Annotated in this window: 16 protein-coding genes; 7 read left to right on the forward strand and 9 right to left on the reverse strand. The window is 64.2% G+C overall.

The window, feature by feature from the left end:
• Window positions 1-118: 118 nt before the first annotated feature.
• Together mcpA and V3314_RS12505 are read right to left on the reverse strand one after the other, a co-directional pair.
• Window positions 119-2,005, reverse strand: coding sequence for a methyl-accepting chemotaxis protein McpA (mcpA, locus tag V3314_RS12500; protein WP_338460285.1), 1,887 nt, complete (start codon window positions 2,003-2,005; stop codon window positions 119-121).
• A 142-nt stretch (window positions 2,006-2,147) separates the two neighbouring features.
• The gene (locus tag V3314_RS12505) at window positions 2,148-3,026 is read right to left on the reverse strand and encodes a LysR family transcriptional regulator (protein WP_196183780.1); all 879 of its coding nucleotides are present in this window, start codon (window positions 3,024-3,026) and stop codon (window positions 2,148-2,150) included.
• 101 nt (window positions 3,027-3,127) lie between these two features.
• Between V3314_RS12505 and V3314_RS12510 the strand changes: the two genes are divergently transcribed.
• Complete coding sequence (locus V3314_RS12510; RefSeq protein WP_046616821.1) at window positions 3,128-3,556, forward strand: PACE efflux transporter; 429 nt, start codon at window positions 3,128-3,130, stop codon at window positions 3,554-3,556.
• A 121-nt stretch (window positions 3,557-3,677) separates the two neighbouring features.
• Here V3314_RS12510 and V3314_RS12515 read toward each other — a convergent pair whose 3' ends face one another.
• The 7 genes from V3314_RS12515 to V3314_RS12545 all read right to left on the reverse strand — a co-directional run bounded on the left by V3314_RS12515 (window position 3,678) and on the right by V3314_RS12545 (window position 11,909).
• Window positions 3,678-4,739 (reverse strand): hypothetical protein, encoded by a 1,062-nt coding sequence (locus V3314_RS12515; protein WP_085600174.1) that lies wholly within the window; start codon window positions 4,737-4,739, stop codon window positions 3,678-3,680.
• Window positions 4,740-4,931: 192 nt separating this feature from the next.
• Complete coding sequence (locus V3314_RS12520; RefSeq protein WP_046616823.1) at window positions 4,932-5,600, reverse strand: GntR family transcriptional regulator; 669 nt, start codon at window positions 5,598-5,600, stop codon at window positions 4,932-4,934.
• 16 nt (window positions 5,601-5,616) lie between these two features.
• Window positions 5,617-6,321 (reverse strand): FCD domain-containing protein, encoded by a 705-nt coding sequence (locus V3314_RS12525; protein WP_085600176.1) that lies wholly within the window; start codon window positions 6,319-6,321, stop codon window positions 5,617-5,619.
• Window positions 6,322-6,365: 44 nt separating this feature from the next.
• A complete protein-coding gene (locus tag V3314_RS12530; RefSeq protein WP_003260726.1) occupies window positions 6,366-7,676 on the reverse strand; it encodes a C4-dicarboxylate transporter DctA in 1,311 nt (436 codons plus the stop codon).
• Window positions 7,677-8,114: 438 nt separating this feature from the next.
• On the reverse strand, window positions 8,115-8,594 hold the full coding sequence (locus tag V3314_RS12535) for an Lrp/AsnC family transcriptional regulator (RefSeq protein WP_025338409.1): 480 nt from the start codon (window positions 8,592-8,594) through the stop codon (window positions 8,115-8,117).
• A gap of 162 nt (window positions 8,595-8,756) precedes the next feature.
• Complete coding sequence (locus V3314_RS12540) at window positions 8,757-9,821, reverse strand: ornithine cyclodeaminase (RefSeq protein WP_046616825.1); 1,065 nt, start codon at window positions 9,819-9,821, stop codon at window positions 8,757-8,759.
• 339 nt (window positions 9,822-10,160) lie between these two features.
• Window positions 10,161-11,909, reverse strand: coding sequence for a sigma-54-dependent Fis family transcriptional regulator (locus tag V3314_RS12545; RefSeq protein WP_338460286.1), 1,749 nt, complete (start codon window positions 11,907-11,909; stop codon window positions 10,161-10,163).
• Window positions 11,910-12,133: 224 nt separating this feature from the next.
• On the opposite strand from V3314_RS12545, the gene V3314_RS12550 reads away from it, so the two are divergent.
• Genes V3314_RS12550 through V3314_RS12575 form a run of 6 tightly spaced genes read left to right on the forward strand, consistent with a single transcriptional unit; the run spans window position 12,134 to window position 18,065 of the window.
• A complete protein-coding gene (locus tag V3314_RS12550) occupies window positions 12,134-13,228 on the forward strand; it encodes an ABC transporter ATP-binding protein (RefSeq protein WP_338460287.1) in 1,095 nt (364 codons plus the stop codon).
• Window positions 13,228-14,337 carry an ABC transporter ATP-binding protein gene (locus V3314_RS12555; protein ID WP_338460288.1) on the forward strand — a complete coding sequence of 370 codons (1,110 nt, stop codon included), beginning with the start codon at window positions 13,228-13,230 and terminating at the stop codon, window positions 14,335-14,337. The genes V3314_RS12550 and V3314_RS12555 overlap by 1 nt, the downstream gene beginning before the upstream one ends.
• Entirely contained in the window at window positions 14,334-15,197 is an 864-nt protein-coding gene (locus V3314_RS12560) for a sugar ABC transporter permease (RefSeq protein WP_338460289.1), read from the forward strand. Before V3314_RS12555 ends, V3314_RS12560 begins: the two co-directional genes overlap by 4 nt.
• Window positions 15,198-15,200: 3 nt before the next feature.
• Window positions 15,201-16,001 (forward strand): carbohydrate ABC transporter permease, encoded by an 801-nt coding sequence (locus V3314_RS12565; protein ID WP_013971876.1) that lies wholly within the window; start codon window positions 15,201-15,203, stop codon window positions 15,999-16,001.
• A 12-nt stretch (window positions 16,002-16,013) separates the two neighbouring features.
• Window positions 16,014-16,286 (forward strand): DUF2160 domain-containing protein, encoded by a 273-nt coding sequence (locus tag V3314_RS12570; RefSeq protein ID WP_338460290.1) that lies wholly within the window; start codon window positions 16,014-16,016, stop codon window positions 16,284-16,286.
• Window positions 16,287-16,325: 39 nt separating this feature from the next.
• Window positions 16,326-18,065, forward strand: a complete 1,740-nt coding sequence (locus V3314_RS12575; RefSeq protein WP_046616830.1) for an ABC transporter substrate-binding protein — start codon at window positions 16,326-16,328, stop codon at window positions 18,063-18,065.
• Window positions 18,066-18,076 lie beyond the last annotated feature (11 nt).

The following is an 18,076-nucleotide window of genomic DNA, read 5'->3' on the forward strand; positions in this document are numbered from 1 at the left end:
TCCCACAGGGATATCACACGCCCCTAGGACAGCGCTGTACCTGTTGGAGCTGGCTTGCCGGCGATTGAGCTGGTACAGGCGGCAACAGGCAGTGGCTACTGCCGCCTGATTCCAGGGGTCAGATCCTGAAGCTGCCTACCAGCTGCTTCAGGCGCCCGGCCTGCTGGGCCAGTTGGTCGCAATGGCGCAGGGTCTCGTTGAGGTTCTCCACCCCTTGCTGGTTCAGGGCGTTGATCTGGGTGATGTCCAGGTTGAGGCTCTCGACCACGGCGGTCTGCTCTTCAGTAGCGGTAGCCACCGACTGGTTCATGCCATCGATCTCGCCAATGCGCTGGGTCACGCTGGCCAGACGCTCGCCGGCCTGGTTGGCCACCTGCACGGTCTGCTCGCTGGAAACCTGGCTGGTGTTCATGGTGTGCACCGCTTCGCGCGAGCCTACCTGCAGGCTGGTGATCATGCGGTGGATTTCTTCCGCAGATTCCTGGGTGCGGTGCGCCAGGTTGCGTACCTCGTCGGCCACCACGGCAAAGCCACGGCCGGCCTCACCTGCACGGGCCGCTTCGATGGCGGCGTTCAGCGCCAGCAGGTTGGTCTGCTGCGAGATGCCCTTGATCACGTCGAGGATCTTGCCGATTTCGTCAGTGCTGGCGTTGAGCGTTTCGATTTGCGCACAGGACTCGCTGATGCGCTGCGACAGGGCGGTCATGGCGCTGATCGCTTCTTCGACCACTTCACGGCCACCGTGGGCCTGCTCGCTGGCACCGCTGGCATGCTGCGAGGCATCGGCGGCGTTACGGGCGATTTCCTGTGTGGCAGCCCCCAGCTCGTTGATCGCTGCGGCCACGCTATTGGTGCGCATGCTTTGCTCTTCGGAGCCGATGATCGACGCATTGGAGGCGTTTATCACCTTTTCCGACAGGTCGTGTACCAGGCGGGTTGCCGAGGACACTTCGCTGATCGAGGCATGAATACGCTCGACGAAGCGGTTGAACGAAGTGGCCAGCTCGCCGAACTCGTCCTTGTTCTGCACAGTCAGGCGGCGGGTAAGGTCACCTTCGCCCTCGGCGATGTCGCGCATGGCGCGGCCCATGGTGGTCAGCGGGCTCATCAGCACCGGGATCAGCAGGCCGAGCAGGCCGGCGATGGCAGCCACGGCGATCAGCATGGCGATGATCGCCGAGGTGCGGAACTGGCTGAGCGCGGCGTAGGCCTTGTCCTTGTCGATCGACAGGCCGATGTACCACTGTGCCGAGGGCAGGCCGGCTACCGGGGCGAAGGAGATGATGCGGTCCTGGCCATTGAGGGTGACATCCTGCATGCCAGCGGCGACTTGCAGGTTGCTGCCGGGGTAGATGTCCTTGAGGTTCTTCATCACCTGGTCTTTGTCGGGGCTGACGATCACCTGGCCATTGCTGTCGGCCAGGAAGGCGTGGCCGATGCCGCCGAAATCGACCGAGTTGATGATCTCGACCAGGGTATCGAGGGTGACGTCACCGCCGACCACACCGATCAACTCGCCATTGCCCTTGCTTTTCACCGGCGTGGCGATGGTTACCATCAGGCCGCCGACAGCGCCCTGGTACGGGGCAGTCAGCACGGTCTGCCCGGCGCTGGCCGCGGCGCCGTACCACGGGCGCTGACGTGGGTCGTAACCGGCGGGCATCTGCGTATCGGGGCGCTGGGTGAACACACCGTTGGCCTGGCCCAGATAGGTGAACAGGAAATTGCGCGTGTAGGACGGCTGCTCGATCAGCCCGGGCAGGGTGTCACCGGCGCCTTGCTGGGCGATGTCCTGAGCCAGGTTTTCCAGTACCAGGATGCGTCCGCTCATCCAGTTCTGCACGCTGCTGGCGGTCAGTGCACCGGACTGCTGCACCGAAGCTTCTATGTTCTGGCGAATGGTGTTGCGTTGCAGGTAGTCGTTGTAGAGCGTGAACAGGGCAAATGCCAGGACCACGACGCCGCAGGCGCTGAGCAGGATCTTGTGGCGAAATTTCAGGTTCATGTTTCGAGACCTTGGGCCAATGAGGGGAGGGCGCAGCGCGCTCATGACGCATTGCGGAACCTATCGACCGGGATATCGGCTCAAGGGGTAAAAGACTGAAGTGCTTACAGAAATTTCTTACGGTCGTTTCGACGGACGGCATTCACTGGCTACACAAATTCTCGATCAACAGGCGTGCAGCCTGCTGCAACGGTTGCTGCCTGCGCCAGAAAATGTGTACCGGCAACTGCAGCTCGTTGCGGGTGTTGCGAAAATCCAGGCGCACCAGGCGCCCGCTGGCCAGCAGTGGCGCGACCCGCGACAACGGCAGGTCGCCCCAGCCCAGGCCGGCCTCCACCATCTGCAGGGCGAGGTCGAAACTGTCGGTTGACCAGTGCGTTGCGCCTATCAGCGGGCGTGGGTCGGCCAGCGGCAGGTCACGGCTGCGTACCAGGATCTGGCGTACCCGGGTCAGGTCTTCGAGGTAGTGGATTCGCCCCCCGCGCAAGGCCGGATGGGTGGGGGACAGGGTGGCTACCAGCGACTCCATGCCGATGTGCTGGAAGCCGCGACGGGCATCGACCTGCAGTCCGGCAAAGGCCACGCATAGGTCGGCGCGGCCGCTGTCGAGCAGGTGCATGGCCTCTTCCTGCGGAGCGCTGAGCAGGGCGATGTCAAGCAGCGGGTGCCGCTCACCCAGGCAGGCGATGGCCGCCAGCAGCGGGCTGTGGTCGATGTCCGGCACCACGGCCAGGGTCAGGCTGCTCTCCAGCCCCTGCGACAGCTCCAGGGCATGCACCTGCAGCAACCCCAGCTGCTCGGCGATCAGCCGGGCATGGGGTTCCAGCGCCATGGCCTGGGCGGTCGGGCGGACTTCGCGGGGGCCGCGCTCGAACAGGGTGTAGCCTAGCTCGGCCTCGAGGTTGCCGATGGCCATGCTCACGGCCGAAGGCACCCGCTGCAGGGCGCGCGCGGCCGCGGAGAACGAACCACGGTCGAGTACGGCGAGAAACAGCTGGATATTGTCACTGGAAAAGTTCATGGCAGCCTCCTGTCAGTAGATCTGACAGCTGCTGACTTTTGCTGTCAAGCACGATGAAGCATGATCGCGCCCCATCGCTTTGTCATTGGAGGCAACCCCGGGTGCAGGGAATCAAACGCAAACTGGTCTACGTGACTTTCTATGAACTGATCGGGCTGTGCATGTCGACCCTCGGGCTGGCCTACCTGTCGGACACCCAGGCGTCGCATACCGGGCCTCTGGCTGTGATGATCACTACCATCGCCATGCTCTGGAACCTGATCTACAACACCTTGTTCGAGTGGTGGGAGAGCCGCCAGGCCAAACGCGGGCGCAGTGTGGCACGGCGGGTGGCGCATGCCATCGGCTTCCAGCTGACCCTGGTGGTGTACCTGATCCCGCTGATTGCCTGGTGGCTGGACATGACATTGCTGGAGGCGTTGCTGGTGGACATGGCGTTCATCGTGCTGGTGCCGTGCTACACCTTTGCCTACAACTGGGCGTTCGACCGGGTCTTTGGCTTGCCCAGTTCGGCAATGGCAGCAGCCTGATTCAACCTGTTCCGTCCTCTTCGCAGCACAAGGCTGTCCTACAGCGACCGCACAACCTTCAGGCCGGTGCGGGCGCTGTAGGAGCAGCCTTGTGCTGCGAAGATGCCGGAACAGTCAACCACTAAGGTGGCAGCCGAATGATCAAAGGCTCCTGTTGCTGCTTCACCTGCTGCTCGACCGGTTGTTCCTCCGTCCTCGGCGCACTGGCCAGCAAGCTGTCCTCGACCTGCCCCGACAGGTAGTACACCCCTGCCATGGCCCCGCTCTGGCGGTTCTCCATCAGCTCCTGCCATTCCTGGTTCAGCGCCACGTTGAGGATCACCCGCAACTGCTCGACCATCTGCGGGTGTTCACGGTCATGGGTCATCATCCCGTAACCGGCCGCCGCAATCGAAATCATCGCCCCCGCCACCTTGCCTACCGCCGACGCCACGGCACTGGCGATGCCGCGCGGAGCCAGGGTAGCGCCAAGCTTTTCACTGGCTTGGTTGGCCACCGAATTCAGCCCGACATCGGTCTTCCCGGGGCCTTTGCTGGCTTGTTGGTGCAGGTGCTGGCGCATGGCTTGCCAGGCCGGTTGCTGCGCCAGCGACTTGGCCCGCAGCAATTGGTACAGGCTGGCATTGCGTGCATCCGGCGGCCCCAGGGCGATGGCGGGAATGCGGTTGAGGCGCTGGCTGAACTGCTCGGGGGGGGCGTTGTAGCGGCTGATGATAGCCGGCAGCTGCTGGCCGAGCAGTTGCAGGTACAGCTCGCTGGCGCGGTCGCGAATGCCTTCGGGGTTGATCTGCTCGGCCACCGGTTCGATAACCCGCTTGTGGTACTGCTCCTGCAGGTACAGCGCCAGGCGCTTCTCCGCCGGTTCCCGTCCTTCACCGCTGTCGATCTTGTACCAGGCTACCTTGAGGGTCAGCCACTGCTGGGTCCAGTAGCCGGTAAACCAGGGGATGAAGTCGCTTTCGGTGCGCTGCTGTACCTGTTCCTTCCATACTCGCATGGAGCGTCGGGCATAGTCGTTGGCCGAGCCGGTGGCGCCAACCGAGGCTTCGATCAGGTCCTGATCGATGCGTTGCCAGGCGGCGGAGGTAAGCACTACCGGTGCCTGGGGGATAGGTGCGGGCTTGCCTGCGCAGCCCGCCAGGGCCAGCAGCAGGCACAGCAGCAGGAGGACCCGAGTGCTCACGCGACCGCCTCCCTGGTCGAGGCTGGGGTGGTTCTCGGAGTATAGGGTGGGGAGTGAAGGGCTGCCGTGCAGCCCATCGACGCGGTTCGTCGCCACGACAAGCCAGCTCCCACAGGGACCGCGATGACCTCGGGAACAGCGCGAAACCTGTGGGAGCTGGCTTGCCGGCGATGGGACGCGCAGCGTCCCCGATTATTCCAGGTCGAGCTTTTCTTCCAGGCGGTCGAGATGCTTGTGCATCAGCTCCAGCGCCGCCTCTGCATCGCCGCGCTCCACGGCATCAATGATCGCCGCGTGTTCCTGCCACGCGCAGTGGTCGCAACATGGCGACTCGTAGCGGGCGATGATCAGCGAGGTCATCGGCACCAGGCCGTTGAGGAACCTTGCCAGTGGCGCATTGGCGGCCACCTGCGCCAGCTTCAGGTGAAACTCGCCGCCCAGGCGGATCGCCGCACAACGCTCGCCACTTTCATGGTGCTGGCGCTCGCGCTCCACCAGTTGCCGCAGCTGGCGAACCTGCGCCGGTCGGGCGCGTTGCGCGGCCAGGGTGATCAGCGTGGTTTCGGCCAGGCGCCGGGCGCTGAGCACCTGGCGTGCCTGCTCCGGGTCGGGCGCGGCCAGATGCGCAGTGTGGCTGGGGCGCTGCACCACCACCTGCTGGTCGGACAGGCGCCCGAGCACACGGCGGATCACTGTACGGCTGACGCCAAAGGCATGGCCCAGCGCCTGTTCGGGCAACAGGCTGCCAGGTGGCAGGCGCTGTTCGAGAATGGCATCGAACAGCCGCGGGTAGATCTGCTCGGCCGACAGGCGGGTTTCGCCGGCCGCTAGCAGGGCCGGCAAGTGACGGGCGGCGTTCATGGTCGCTCTCCTGGGGTCATGGATGCTGGTGTTCGTCCGGGATATTCAACGGGATGCCCATGCGCAACCCTTCGGCCAGGATGTGCTGGCGCATCTGGGCACTGGCCTGGGCGCTGCTGCGCTCACGTATGGCGCGCACCACCGCTTCGTTTTCCTTCAGCCGCGCGGCCAGGTGCTCTGGCGAATTGCGCAGCATGTCGGCGCTCTGCTTGAGGGCATTGCCGGTCTGTTGCACCACGCTCTGGAAGATCGGGTTGGTGGTCAGGGCGAACAGCGCTTCATGGAAGGCGATGTAGGCCCTGACGCCGGCTTCGCTGTCATCTGCCTCCAGCGCTTCACGCATGTCCATCAGGGTCAGGCGCAGCTGGCCGATGTCCTGGCTGTTGGCCGACTGCGCCACCAGGCCGACGATGAAAGGCTCAAGGGTGTAGCGCAGCTCCAGCACGTCGGCCAGGCTGGCTGCGGCGCTGGTGTCCTGGCCCGGTTCCTGGGCGGCGGCATCGGCATCCAGCACCAGTACGCCCTTGCCCGGCAGCGAGCGCACCAGGCCCAAGGTTTCCAGCACGGTCACCGCTTCGCGCAGGCTGGGGCGGCTGATACCCAGTTGTTCGGCCAGCTCGCGCTGGCCTGGCAGCATGTCGCCGGTACGCCATTGGCCCCGGGCGAGGGCCTGGCGCAGTTTTTCCACCACTGAGTTGACGACGGTAGATGAGCTGATCACGGTTCGCTCCTGGAAGGGCCGGCATCAGTGCCGGCCGCGTTCGCTCAGAATTCCTGTTGATGGGGGTTGGGCTGCTTGCGTGGCGTGGGGGCGAAGCCGGGTTTGCCATCGAGCACGTTGTGCGCGCGTTCCAGGTCGATGTCCTTCTCCCAGCGGGCAATGGCCACGGTGGCCACGCAGTTGCCGATCAGGTTGGTCAGCGCCCGGCCGATGCCCATGAACCAGTCCACCGCCAGCACCAGTACCAGACCGACCACCGGGATCGCCGGCACGGCAGTCAGGGTAGCGGCGAGGATCACCAGCGCCGAGCCTGGGATGCCGTGAGCGCCCTTGGAAGTCACCAGCGACACCAGCAGGATGGTCAGCAGGTCGGTCATTGCCAGTGGCGTGCCGGTGGCGTTGGCGATGAACACGATGGCCAGGGTCAGGTAGATGGAGAAACCATCGAGGTTGAACGAATAACCGGTGGGGATCACCAGGCCGACGGTGGAACTGCCGATGCCCAGGTGCTCGAGCTTGCGCATGATCTGTGGCAGTACGGCGTCGGACGAGGCGGTGCCCAGCACGATGGTCAGCTCTTCACGCAGGTATTTGATCAGTGGCAGCAGCTTCAGGCCCGACAGGCGCATGACCGTGCCCAGCACGATCAGTACGAAGCCGGCACAGGTCAGGTAGAACAGCGCCACCAGCCCGCCCAGGTGTTGCAGCGATTCCAGGCCGTACTTGCTGGTGGTGAAGGCGATGGCGCCGAACACGCCGATCGGTGCCAGGCGCACGATCATGCCCATGATGCGGAAGATCACATGGCTCAGTTCGTTGATCAGCCGCGAGATGCCGGCTGCCGAGTCGCCCACCAGGTTCAGCGCGCTGCCGAACAGTACCGAGAACAGCAGTACCTGGAGGATGTTGTTGTCGGCAAAGGCGCCGATCACCGAGGTGGGGATCAGGTCCATGAAGAACGCCGTGGCACCGTGGATGTGCTGGCCGCGCTCGGCCAGGCTGCTGGCGTCGGCGCTGGACAGTTGGTCCAGGTGGATGTTGGCCCCGCTGCCGATGCCGCTGGTGAAGGCGAACACCAGGCCGATCACCAGCGCCAGGGTGGTCAGCACTTCGAAGTAGATCACCGACTTCAGGCCGATACGCCCGACCTTTTTCAGGTCGCCGGCGCCCGAAATACCGCTGACCACCACGCAGAACACGATCAGGCCGATGAGCATCTTGATCAGCTTGATGAAGCCGTCGCCAAGGGGTTTGAGTTGCAGGGAGAGGTCGGGGAAGCTGAGACCGCAGGCGATGCCGAGGGCAAGGCCCAGCACGACTTGAAGGAAGATCGAACGCGAGCACCATTTGAGCATGGGAGGGATCTCTGATCGGTGTCCTTGCTTCGGTAGCCGCACGGGGCGAAAGAGCGCAGGACTTAATTATTGTGGTCTTACCGGTTTGTTCAGCGCGAAGCCATGAAAGCGCGAAAAATCCGACATTGCAAGGATTTTTGGCCTTACCGGTCTGACCAGTTGTGGGGCAATCCAGCCTGCCTCGCTCTAATTCGGTGCGTCTGCCTGGATCCGGCCGCACTGTGGCCGTTCGCAGGCCAATCGCAGCGGCGAACCGCTTGCGCACATGAATCAGATCAGGCTTCGACCAGTGCCTCGGGCACCGCTGCAATCAGCTTGCCAAGCGCCATGCCGACTCCGATATTTTCGATAACCCCATGATTCGCAATGGTTATTTGCATTATGCGGGTGACCTGGAAAAATCCGCGCCCGGCGCATGGCGCGACTGTTGAGCGCGCGTCAGCGAGCCATCGGCTTGACCTCGGCCAGCACCGGATGCGCGACCAGTTTGTCGATGTGCAGAGTGTCGTCGTTCATCCAGCTTTCGCTGAGCAGCCGGTAGTGTTCCATGTCGCGGCAGCGCAGGCGCAGGCTGTAGTCGAAGTGGCCGCTGATCAGCTGGCATTCGTGCACTTCCGGGCAGTTGCGCAGGGTGGCTTCGAAGGCCTTCTGCGCGGCACGCCCGCTTTGGTTGGACAGGGCGACCAGTACCAGCAGCGACACCCCGGGCGCGACCTTCTGCAGATCGATGATCGCCCCGTAGCCGCGGATCACGCCACGGCGCTCCAGCTTGCGCACACGCTCCAGGCAGGGGCGCGGGGTGAGGTGGACGAGGCTGGAAAGTTTTTCGAAGGTGATGCGGCCGTCATGGCGCAGGATGTCGATGATCGCTTCGTCGATGCGGTCCAGGGGGTGGGCGTTGGCGTCCTTGGTGTCCATGCGCTTGGGCTTCGTTCGGAAGAGGGCATGGGACAGGTTAGGCGGTAAAGGGGGCCGCTGCGCGGCCCATCGCGACACAAGGCCGCTCTCACAAGGGATACGCGGTCCTTGTGCAGGAGCGGCCTTGTGTCGCGATGGGCTGCGCAGCAGCCCCAGGATCCATCAGGCGCAGACAGAACCAGCCTTGGGCACCGCCCGCAACTCCACCACCCGCGGCTGCAACAGCCCATACAAATCCTTCGGATCCTCCAGCACCGGCACCAGCCCGATGTCCGTGCCGATACCCATTGCCTGCGCCGTATCCAGCACATAGCGCAAGGCCGAGTAATCCTCCAGAGCAAACCCCACCGAGTCGAACAGCGTCACCTGTTCGGCGCGCTCACGCCCCTTGGCTTCCCCGGCAACCACACGCCAGAACTCGGTCACAGGCGAGTCCGCCGGCATCTGCTGGATCTCGCCTTCCACCCGGCTCTGCGGTTCGTACTCGACGATCACCCGGGCCCGCTCGACAATCGCCCGGTGCAGCTCGGTCTTGCCCGGGCAGTCACCCCCCACTGCATTCAGGTGCATGCCCGGCTCGATCATCTCCGGGGTGAGAATGGTGGCGCAGGCCTTGTCGGCGGTCACCGTCGTGACGATATCTGCCCCGCGCACCGCTTCGGCCACGGAGCTGGCGATGCTCAGCTTGAGGCCGGGGCGGTTGGTCAGGTTGGCGACCAGCTTGGCCGAGGCGGCCGGGTCGATGTCGTACAGGCGGATTTCATCGATGCCCAGCAGGGCATTGAAGGCGATGGCTTGGAACTCGCTCTGCGAGCCATTGCCGATCAACGCCATGCTGCGGCTGTCTTCGCGCGCCAGGTAGCGGGCGGCAAGGGCCGAAGTGGCCGCAGTGCGGATGGCGGTGGTCAGGGTCATTTCACTGAGCAGCAACGGTGCACCGGTATCGACGCTCGCCAGGGCGCCGAAGGCCATTACCGTGGGCAGGCCATGGCGAGTGTTCTTCGGATGGCCGTTGACGTACTTGAAGGCGTAGCGGCTGGCGTCTGAGATTGGCATCAGCTCGATCACGCCGTCCGCCGAATGGTTGGCCACCCGGGCGCATTTTTCGAAGGCGGGCCAGCGCAGGTAGTCCTGGCGGATGTACTCGGCCATTTCCAGCAGGCACGTGGGCAGGCCTTTGCGGTTGACCAGGCGGGCCAGGTCTTGCACATCGATATAGCGGGTCATGAGGGGTCTCCCTGCGGTCGACGCTTCCAGAGTGGGTTCTGGTTTGATTGTGCGGCTGGTGGGGAGGTAAAGCTGGCTGTAATGGGTTGTGGCGGCAGCGGCTTTGGCTGATTTCGCTGCGCTGGCAGCCGAATCGGCTGTGGCTGCCTGGGTCGGCCCTATAGCCGGCAAGCCGGCTCCCACAGGGATATCACAGGCCTTGAGAGCGGCGCTGTACCTGTGGGAGATTGCCCAGTCCTTTGGGCTGCGCTGTCGCACAGGGAACAATGCTCGAGAGCGTGCCACATTCCCTTGTGGGAGCTGGCTTGCCGGCGATGAGGCCAGCACAGGCAAAGGCAATCATCGCTCACGCAACCGCTTGTACAGCGTGGTGCGGCTGATCCCAAGCCCGCGCGCCACCGCCGACAGGTTGCCGTTGGCTTGCTCCACCAGCGCGTGCAGGTCCGCTTCCTCAGTGGCAAGCAGCACGGGGGCCTGCAACTCGGCCAGAAATCCTGCAGGCAGGTGCTCGACGCCAACCGGTCCATTACCCGCCAAGGCCAGCGCCACCTGCAGCACACTCACCAGTTCACGCATGTTCCCCGGCCAGGGGTGCTGATCAAGCAGTTCGATAATGGCCGCAGGCAGCCGCGCAGGCTGCCCGGGGTCGCGGTAGCGTGCATGCACCTGTTCGATAAGTTGCCGGCGGTCACTGCGCTCGCGCAGAGGCGGTAACACCACTGCCAGCCCGGCGATGCGGTAATACAGGTCCTGGCGAAAGCGCCCGGCGCGCACTTCTTCGGCCAGGTCGCGGTTGCTCGCCGACACCACGCGAATATCCACCGCCACCGGTTCGCCGCTGCCCAACGGCTGAATACTGCGCGTCTGCAGCACGCGCAGCAGGCGGGCTTGGGTGGGCAGTGGCATATCGCCGATTTCGTCGAGGAACAGGATGCCGTGGTGGGCCTTGCGAATCAGCCCTGGGTTGCCCTTCTGGTGGGCGCCGGTGAATGCGCCCTTGTCGTAGCCGAACAGTTCCGACTCCACCAACTCGGCCGGGATCGCCGCGCAGTTGACCGCGATCAGCGGCTGGCTGGCGCGGCTGCTGGCCCGGTGCAGGGTATCGACGAATACCTCCTTGCCTACGCCGGTCTCCCCCTGCACCAGCACCGGGATGTCCTTTTCCAGCAGCAGGCCGGCCTGTGCCAGGGCCTTTTCCAGGCGTGGATCGGCGCTGCAGGCGGCGGGGCGGCCGGGGGCCTCGCGCGGCGGCTGCCACTGGCAATGAAAGCGGTTGCGCCCGGTGGCTTGCAGGGCAAAGGGTTGTTGCCGGGGATGGCTGAGCAGTTGTTGCACGGGCAACTGGAACAGTTGCGCGATGTTCTGCAGCAGCGGGTTGCACCCGAGCAGGGTGTCTGCCCGGTGATTGGCGGCCAGCACCTGCCCGTGCTCATCGAACACCAGCAGGCCGGCCCAGGGGCTGTCGAGGTTGTCGGAGGCGCTGTTGAAGATCAGCTGAGCGTGCCGGTCGGCGTGCTCGGCGAGGATCAGGCGGTTCTCCAGGCTCTGGCCCATCATGCGTACCAGGCCCAGGGTCTGGCTGGCGGGCAGGTAGCCGTCGCTGGCTACATCTAGCACCCCGACCAGCTGCCGCTCGGCGTCGAACAGCGGCGCGGCGGCGCTGGACATGTAGCGGTTCTGGCGCAGGAAGTGCTCGTCCTGGCCCACGTGGATCGCCTCGGCGCAAACCAACGCGGTGCCCAGCGCATTGGTGCCGACACCGCGCTCGTGCCAATGGGCACCAGCGCTGAAGCCATGCTGCTGGCGCGGTTCGATGAAGCGCCGCGAGCCCCAGCTGTCGAGCAGGCAGCCGCTGGCATCGGCCAGCATCACCAGGTAGCTGGCATTGCCCAGCAGGTGCGCATATTGCGGCAGCACCGCTTCGCGGGTCAGGCGCAGCAGGGCCTGGCGCTGCTCCAGCAGGGCGTTCAGCTCGGTGCGGGTCAGGCAGTCGAAGTCGGGGGCGTGCTGGGGTTGCAGGCCGTGGTCGCGGCAACGGGCCCAGGAGGCCTGGATCAGTTGGGCATGGGGCGAAGCGGATGCGGCCATGGGCCTGTCCTGTGTGATTGTTGTCATGGGGCCGACCGCTGTTCAGTGTCGTGCACGGTTGTTCAATGTCAAACCGGCAAGTGTTCAGTTGTTCAGTGCTTGTGTTCACTTGTGAAGCTGCGATTGGCCAGTGTTGCCGGCCAGGCCCCGGGCCAGACGGTCGCGGCGCAACTGGCACGAAACTGGCTGTGCCCAGCAGACAAAAACCACAAGAAGGCCACGCCATGTCCCTGGTGCTGGAACAGGTCAGTCGCAGTGTCGACAACCAGGCCTGGATCGTCGATGCCTCGCTGCGTTTCGAACCCGGCTCGTTCAACGTGCTGCTGGGCCGCACCCTGGCTGGCAAGACCAGCCTGATGCGCCTGATGGCCGGGCTCGATCGCCCGGACCGTGGGCGGGTGCTGATGGATGGCCAGGACGTGACTGGCGTGCCGGTGCGCCAGCGCAATGTTTCGATGGTGTATCAGCAGTTCATCAACTACCCGAACCTCAGCGTGTACGAGAACATTGCGTCGCCGCTGCGTCAGGCACGCATGGACGAGCCCCAGATTCGCCGACGAGTGCAGGAAACCGCCGAAATGCTGCGCATCGAAGCCTATTTGCAGCGCCTGCCGCTGGAGCTGTCCGGTGGCCAGCAACAACGCACGGCAATGGCCCGGGCGCTGGTCAAGGATGCCTCGCTGATCCTGTTCGACGAGCCACTGGTCAACCTCGACTACAAGCTGCGCGAGGGCCTGCGCCAGGAGCTGCGCGAACTGTTCGCGGCGCGCCACTGCATTGCCGTGTATGCCACCACCGAGCCCAACGAGGCGCTGGCTCTGGGCGGCACCACCACCCTGGTGCATGAGGGCCGTATCGTCCAGAGCGGGCCTACCGCCGAGGTCTACCAGCGCCCGGGCAGCGTGCTGGCCGCCGAGCTGTTTTCCGAGCCACCGATCAACCTGGTGCCTGGCCGTATCAGCGGCAACGATGTGAGCCTGGCCCAGGCCGTGCACTTTGCCCGTAATGCCGACTTGCAGCCGCTTGCCGAAGGTGACTACCGCTTTGGCGTGCGGCCCAGCCACATCAGCCTGGTGCCGGCCCACGACGACGACCTGGAATTGTCTGTGCTGGTGGAGCTGGCCGAGATCAGTGGTTCAGAGACCTTCCTGCATGTGCGCAACGAACACTGGCGCATGATCCTGCACCTGCCAGGGGTGCACGAATACCAGGTGGACACACCGATCCGCGTGTTCATCCCCACCCACAAGCTGTTCGTGTTCGACAGCGCCGGGGCGCTGCTGCAGGCCCCGGGGCTGCGCCAGGCAAGGAGAGGATGATGGCCGAGATCCGCCTGCGCCAACTGGCGCACAGCTACAGCCGCCAGCCTGCCAGCGAGGCGGAGTATGCCCTGCACGCGCTGGAGCATGTGTGGGAGCAGGGCGGGGCCTACGCCTTGCTCGGGCCGTCGGGCTGCGGCAAGTCGACCTTGCTCAACATCATTTCCGGGCTGCTGACACCGTCCCACGGCGAGGTGCTGTTCGACGGCAAGCCGGTCAACCAGCTTTCACCGCAGGCGCGCAATATCGCCCAGGTGTTCCAGTTCCCGGTGGTTTACGACACCATGACGGTGTTCGACAACCTGGCGTTTCCCTTGCGCAACCAGGGGCTGGACGCAGCCCGGGTGCAGGCCCGGGTGGAGGAGATTGCCGAGGTGCTCGACCTTTCGGCCGTGCTGCGCAAGAAGGCGCGCAACCTCAGTGCCGACGAAAAGCAGAAGGTCTCCATGGGCCGTGGCCTGGTGCGTGATGACGTGTCAGCGATCCTGTTCGACGAGCCGCTGACGGTGATCGACCCGCACCTGAAGTGGAAGCTGCGGCGCAAGCTCAAGCAGATCCACGAGCAGTTCAACATCACCATGATCTACGTTACCCACGACCAGCTGGAGGCCTCGACGTTCGCCGACAAGATCGCGGTGATGCACGGCGGGCGCATCGTCCAGTTCGGTACCCCGCGCGAACTGTTCGAGCGGCCGCGGCATACCTTCGTCGGTTACTTCATCGGTAGCCCGGGGATGAACCTGATCGACGTACGCGCCGACGCGGACGGGGTGGTATTCGGCGATATTCACCTGGTGCTGCCCGGGCAACTGCGGGAGCACCTGCGAGAGCGCCTGGCGGCCACTGGCGGTGGTCGCCTTCAGGTAGGCATCCGCCCGGAATTCGTGCAGCTGTGGGACAGCCCGTTCGATGACGCCTACCCGGCGCAGGTGCTGGATGTCGAGGACCTGGGCACCTACCGCATCGTCACCCTCGAACTGGGCGGTGTCGCGCTCAAGGCGCGCCTGGGCGAGGACCGCCCGCTGCCGGTGGCCCAGGCCTGGGTCAGCCTGCCGGCGCAGTGGCTGATGCTGTACCTCGACGATGTGCTGCTGGAGGCCGGGCCATGAACAAGGTGCCGAACAACAAGGCCTGGTGGCTGGTGCTGCCGGTGTTCCTGCTGGTGGCATTCAGTGCGGTGGTGCCGATGATGACGGTGGTCAACTATTCGGTGCAGGACATTTTCGACCAATCCAACCGCTACTTCGTCGGCGCCGACTGGTACCGCCAGGTGCTGCGCGACCCGGCGCTGCATGATGCGCTGCTGCGCCAGTTCATCTATTCCGCCTGCGTGCTGCTGATCGAGATCCCGCTGGGCATCGCCATTGCCCTGACCATGCCGACCAAGGGGCGCATGGCCTCGGTGTGCCTGATCGTCATGGCCATCCCGCTGCTGATCCCCTGGAACGTGGTCGGCACCATCTGGCAGATTTTCGGCCGCGCCGACATCGGCCTGCTCGGCGCCTCCCTGGCCAAGCTCGGGATCAGCTACAACTACGCCGGCGACCCGTTCGATGCTTGGCTGACCGTACTGGTGATGGACGTGTGGCACTGGACATCGCTGGTGGCGTTGCTCTGTTATTCCGGGCTGCGCGCCATCCCCGATGTGTACTACCAGGCTGCGCGCATCGATCGCGCCTCGGGCTGGGCGGTGTTCCGCCATATCCAGTTGCCCAAGCTGAAGAACGTACTGCTGATTGCGGTGATGCTGCGCTTCATGGACAGCTTCATGATTTACACCGAGCCCTTCGTGCTGACCGGTGGCGGGCCCGGCAACGCCACCACCTTCCTCAGCCAGACGCTCACGCGCATGGCCGTGGGGCAGTTCGACCTGGGCCCGGCGGCGGCGTTCTCGCTGGTGTACTTCCTGATCATCCTGCTGGTTTCGTGGCTGTTCTATACAGCCATGACCCATGCCGACAAGGACTAGGCCATGAGCACGCGCAAATCGCTGGCCCTGCTGCTGTACTTCTTCTTCCTGCTGGTGCCGATCTACTGGCTGCTGAACATGTCGTTCAAGAGCAACACCGAGATCCTCGGCGGCCTGACCCTGTGGCCACAGGCGTTCACCCTCGACAACTACCGGGTGATCTTCACCGATGCCAGCTGGTACAGCGGCTACATCAATTCGCTGTATTACGTGTGCCTGAACACGTTGATTTCGCTGCTGGTGGCGCTGCCAGCGGCATATGCCTTCTCGCGCTACCGCTTCCTCGGTGACCGGCACCTGTTCTTCTGGCTGCTGACCAACCGCATGGCGCCACCGGCGGTGTTCCTGCTGCCGTTCTTCCAGCTGTATTCGTCGATCGGCCTGTTCGATACCCATATCGCCGTAGCCCTGGCGCACTGCCTGTTCAACGTGCCGCTGGCGGTGTGGATCCTCGAGGGGTTCATGTCTGGTGTGCCGAAGGAAATCGACGAAACAGCCTACATCGACGGCTACAGCTTCCCGCGCTTCTTCGTGAAGATCTTCATCCCGCTGATTGGCTCCGGCATCGGCGTGACGGCATTTTTCTGTTTCATGTTCTCCTGGGTCGAGCTGCTGCTGGCGCGCACCCTGACTTCGGTGAATGCCAAACCGATCGCCGCGGTGATGACCCGTACCGTGTCGGCCTCGGGCATCGATTGGGGCGTGTTGGCGGCTGCAGGGGTACTGACCATCTTGCCGGGCATGCTGGTGATCTGGTTCGTGCGCAACCATGTGGCCAAGGGCTTCGCCCTGGGCCGGGTTTGAGGAGGGCATGGCATGGAGTGGATGGCCTGGACCTTGCCGACGGCGTTGTTCTTCGCCGCCGTTGGCGTGCTGCTGCTGGGCATGACCCTGCTCGAACTGCGCCGCCCCTGCGTGGAGCGACGCGGCTTCCTGCCGCTGGTCACCAGCCGTGGCGACCGCTTGTTCATCGGCCTGCTGGCCAGCGCCTACCTGCATTTGCTGGTGGTTGGCGTCAGCGAGTGGCCTTTGTGGGTGGCCTCGCTGCTGTCGCTGGCGTGGCTGATGGTGGTGCTGCGCTGGGGCTGAGCGAGCGGCCCTGTGGGATAACTGAAACGGGAGATCACAATGTTCGACAACAAGTACAACAGGCGACATTTGACCCTGGCCGCGTTGCTGGTGCTGGCCAGCGTGCAGGGCACAGCCTGGGCCGACCAGTACGAGGATGCGGCAAGGAAGTGGCTCGGCAGTGAGTTCAAGCCGTCAACCCTTACCCCTGAACAGCAGCTGGCCGAGTTGAAGTGGTTCATCAAGGCTGCCGAGCCGTTCCGTGGCATGAAGATCAACGTGGTGTCGGAAACCATCACCACCCATGAATACGAATCCAAGGTGCTGGCCAAGGCCTTCAGCGAAATCACCGGTATACAGCTGACCCACGACCTGCTGCAGGAAGGCGATGTGGTGGAAAAGCTGCAGACACAGATGCAGTCGGACAAGAACATCTATGACGGCTGGGTCAACGACTCCGACCTGATCGGTACGCACTTTCGCTACGGCAAGGTGGAATCGATCACCGACCTGATGGCCAACGAAGGCAAGGACTACACCTCGCCGACCCTGGACCTGAAGGACTTCATCGGCATTTCCTTCACCACTGCCCCGGATGGCAAGGTCTACCAACTGCCTGACCAGCAGTTCGCCAACCTCTACTGGTTCCGTGCCGACTGGTTCGAGCGGCCCGAACTGAAGGCCAGGTTCAAGGAAAAGTACGGCTACGAGCTTGGCGTACCGGTGAATTGGTCGGCCTACGAGGACATTGCCAAATTCTTCACCGAAGACGTCAAGGAAATCGACGGCAAACGCGTCTATGGCCATATGGACTACGGCAAGAAAGACCCGTCGCTGGGCTGGCGCTTCACCGATGCCTGGTTCTCCATGGCGGGTGGCGGCGACAAAGGTTTGCCCAATGGGTTGCCAGTGGACGAATGGGGCATTCGCGTGGAGGACTGCCACCCGGTGGGGTCCAGCGTGACCCGTGGTGGCGACACCAACGGCCCGGCCGCCGTGTATGCCACGCAGAAGTACGTGGACTGGATGCGTGCCTATGCGCCCAAGGAAGCCCAGGGCATGACATTTTCCGAAGCCGGCCCGGTGCCGGCCCAGGGCAATATCGCCCAGCAGATCTTCTGGTACACCGCGTTTACCGCCGACATGACCAAGCCCGGTTTGCCGGTGGTGAATGCCGACGGCACGCCGAAGTGGCGCATGGCGCCTTCGCCGAAGGGGCCGTACTGGGAGGAGGGTATGAAGCTGGGCTACCAGGACACCGGTTCATGGACCTTCTTCAAGTCCACCCCCGAGAAGCAACGCCTGGCTGCGTGGCTGTATGCTCAGTTCGTCACATCCAAGACCGTGTCGCTGAAAAAGACCATCGTCGGCCTCACGCCGATTCGCGAATCGGACATCAACTCCCAGGCCATGACCGAGCTGGCGCCCAAGCTGGGCGGGTTGGTGGAGTTCTATCGCAGCCCGGCGCGGGTGCAGTGGACGCCGACCGGCACCAACGTTCCGGATTACCCGCGGTTGGCACAGTTGTGGTGGAGCCACATCGCCGAAGTGGCCAGTGGAGAAAAGACCCCGCAGGAAGCGCTGGACGGCCTGGCTCGCGACCAGGACCGGATGATGGAGCGCTTGCAGCGGTCCAACGCCCAGGCCACCTGCGCACCGAAGCTGAACCCGGAGAAGGACGCCCAGTACTGGTTCGACCAGCCCGGGGCGCCGAAACCGAAACTCGCCAACGAAAAGCCCAAGGGCGAGACGGTCAGCTACAACGAACTGCTGAAGTCGTGGGAGGCGGCCAGGAAGTGATCGGCTGAGCT

Origin of the sequence: Pseudomonas sp. TE3-3-F2023, assembly GCF_036784815.1 — a bacterium.
GTDB lineage: Bacteria > Pseudomonadota > Gammaproteobacteria > Pseudomonadales > Pseudomonadaceae > Aquipseudomonas > Aquipseudomonas pudica.